This window comes from Aquabacterium sp. (assembly GCF_030652515.1).
In the GTDB taxonomy this organism is placed as follows: Bacteria; Pseudomonadota; Gammaproteobacteria; order Burkholderiales; family Burkholderiaceae_C; genus Aquabacterium.
In genome coordinates, this window is the sequence record NZ_JAUSAR010000021.1 from 1 (window position 1) to 2,655 (window position 2,655).

At 57.3% G+C, this 2,655-nt stretch carries 2 protein-coding genes; both read left to right on the forward strand.

Translation table 11 applies throughout. The annotated features are described in order from the left end of the window. Nucleotides 1–826 (forward strand): phosphopantetheine-binding protein (locus Q7V20_RS03665; RefSeq protein WP_304787285.1); only part of this gene is annotated, 826 nt, incomplete at its 5' end. Between the two features lie 81 nt (nucleotides 827–907). Further along, on the forward strand, nucleotides 908–2,655 hold a 1,748-nt coding region (locus Q7V20_RS03670), incomplete at its 3' end, for a condensation domain-containing protein (protein ID WP_304787287.1).

Below are 2,655 nucleotides of genomic sequence, written 5' to 3' on the forward strand. Positions count from 1 at the left end.
CGGTGAACTGTACATCGGCGGCCGCGGCCTGGCACGCGGCTATCACCACCGTCCCGGCTTGACCGGCGAACGCTTTATCCCTGACCCGTCCGGTAGCGGCGGGCGGCTTTACCGCACCGGCGACCGGGCACGGTGGCGGGCCGACGGCGCCATCGAATACTTGGGACGGTTGGATCATCAGGTCAAGTTGCGCGGCCTGAGGATAGAACTGGGCGAAATCGAGGCGGCCTTGCTGGCGCAAGACGGCGTCAACGAAGCGGTCGTATTGCTGAAAGACAGTCCGCAGGGCCTGCAACTGGTGGCTTATGCTGCCACAGCAGGGCGCGATTTGACGGTAGCGACATTGAAACAAACGCTGCTGCAACACCTGCCCGAGTACATGGTGCCGGGCGCGATTGTGTTGCTGGATAGCCTGCCCAAGACCGTCAATGGCAAACTGGATCGAAAAGCCTTGCCGAATCCGGAGCCGAACCGGCAGCATTATCGGGCACCGCAAAGCGACAACGAGCAAGACTTGGTGGCTCTATGGCAAGAATTGCTGAACATTGAGGTGGTGGGTCTGGATGACAATTTCTTCGAACTGGGCGGCCATTCGCTGTTGGCTATGAAACTGGTTGGCCGCATCAAACAGTCGGTCGGTGTCGATCTGCCGATGCGACGCATCTTCGAAATGCCCCAGTTAGCAGCAATGGCGGCGGAAATAGATGCGTTACAAGTGATGTCGGCGACTGCGCCGGATTTACAGGCAGATTTGGCGGATGCCCTGGCTGAGTTACAAGGTTTGTCGGCGGAGGATTTACAGGCTTTGCTGGCAAGCGAAGCATGAATTAACTGAATAGTGATGGACTGGTGTGCAGACTTCGGTCTTGGCAGTCTGCGTAAATATTACTGAAAATAAATATATTAAATGGAAAACCTACTCGCCAATTTCAACGACCTGAGCATTGACCAACGCAAGGCCTTGATTGTCCTGTTAAAACGCCGCGGCATAGACTTTTCGCAATTGCCTATTACCGCTGTCAAGCGCGATGCGCCGTTGCCGCTGTCTTACGGACAGCAGCGGCTGTGGTTTCTGGCGCAACTGGAACCGGATAGCAGTGCCTACCACATTGCCGATGCGGTATGGCTGAATGGTAGGATCGATGCGCTAGCGTTACAGCGCAGCATCGATAAATTGGTAGCCAGGCATGAAAGCCTCAGAACCACGTTTTGCAATGTCGCCGGTAAAGCGTTGCAGGTCGTTCACGAGCAATTGCCGGTGTCGGTCGATTGGCTGGATTGCTGTGAAATAACGGGCGACGGCGAGGAATCGATCAGAGCAAAGGTCGAGTCTATCGAGCAGCAGCCTTTTGATTTGGAAAACGGGCCTTTGCTGCGGATTAGCGTGATCAAGCTGACCGCCGACCGCCATGTGCTAACGATTGCGATGCACCATATCGTCGCCGACGAATGGTCACTGGCTATTGTCATTAGCGAATTTGCCGAGATTTATCGCGCCTATTGCGAAGGCAGGGAGCCGCAACTGCCGGACTTGCCGATGGGTTACGCTGATTTCGCGGCCTGGCAGCGGCATTGGCTGGAAGCCGGCGAAATGGAGCGGCAACTGGCGTATTGGACGGAAAAACTGGCTGGCGAGACAGCTCCGCTGGAATTGCCGTTCGATCGATCTCGACCGCTGCAGGCTAGCGATCATGGCGCGAAACTGGAGCTTCCGTTGCCCGATAGCTTGAGTGCCGCGCTACGGCAACAGTGCCGCGAGCAAGGTGCAACGCTGTTCATGGGGTTGCTGGCCTTGTTCAAGATGCTGTTGTACCGCTACAGCGGCCAGCATTCGATACGCATCGGCGTACCGATCGCCAATCGCAACCGCCGCGAGACCGAACATCTGGTCGGTTTTTTCGTCAATACACAGGTGCTGCAAACCGAACTGGATGGCGGTTTGAATTTTCGTCAGGTGTTGGCGCGAGTCAAGGACACCGCGTTGGGCGCGCAGGCACATCCCGATTTGCCGTTCGACCAACTGGTCGAGGCGCTGAGTCCAGAGCGTAGCCTGAATCGCAATCCGCTGTTTCAAGTGATGTACAACCATCAATATCAGCAGGCCGAGACCGCCGAAGCGCTGGGCTCGCTGAATATCGCCCCGTTTGCCCGTGACAGCCACACCACCCAATTCGAGCTGATTCTGGATACCTTTGAAAGCGTGGCGGGCAGTATCACCGCGATTTTGACTTATGCCACCGAAGTGTTCGACAAACAGACGATAGCGCGTATGGCCGAGCTTTTTTGTCGCCTGGCAACAGCGGCAACGGCCGCGCCAGAGCAGGCAATACGGGATCTACCGTTGCTTGATCCGGCTGACCTCGCGTGGTCAAATGCCAGTATCGTTGAATCCGGCGAGTGTGTTGCAGTATCGGAAGCGATCCACCGCCAAGCGCAAGCCCAACCTCACGCCGTGGCTTTAGTCTGCGGCGACCAGCGCATGCGCTACGCCGAACTGGAAAGCCTCAGCCAGCAACTGGCGCAGGGTTTGTTGGCGCAGGGCGTGCAAGCGGGAGACGTGGTCGGGCTGTGCCTGCCGCGTTCGGCCGAAATGATCGTCGCCAGTTTGGCGGTATGGCGTTGCGGTGCGGCGTTTCTGCCGCTGGATCCCGACTA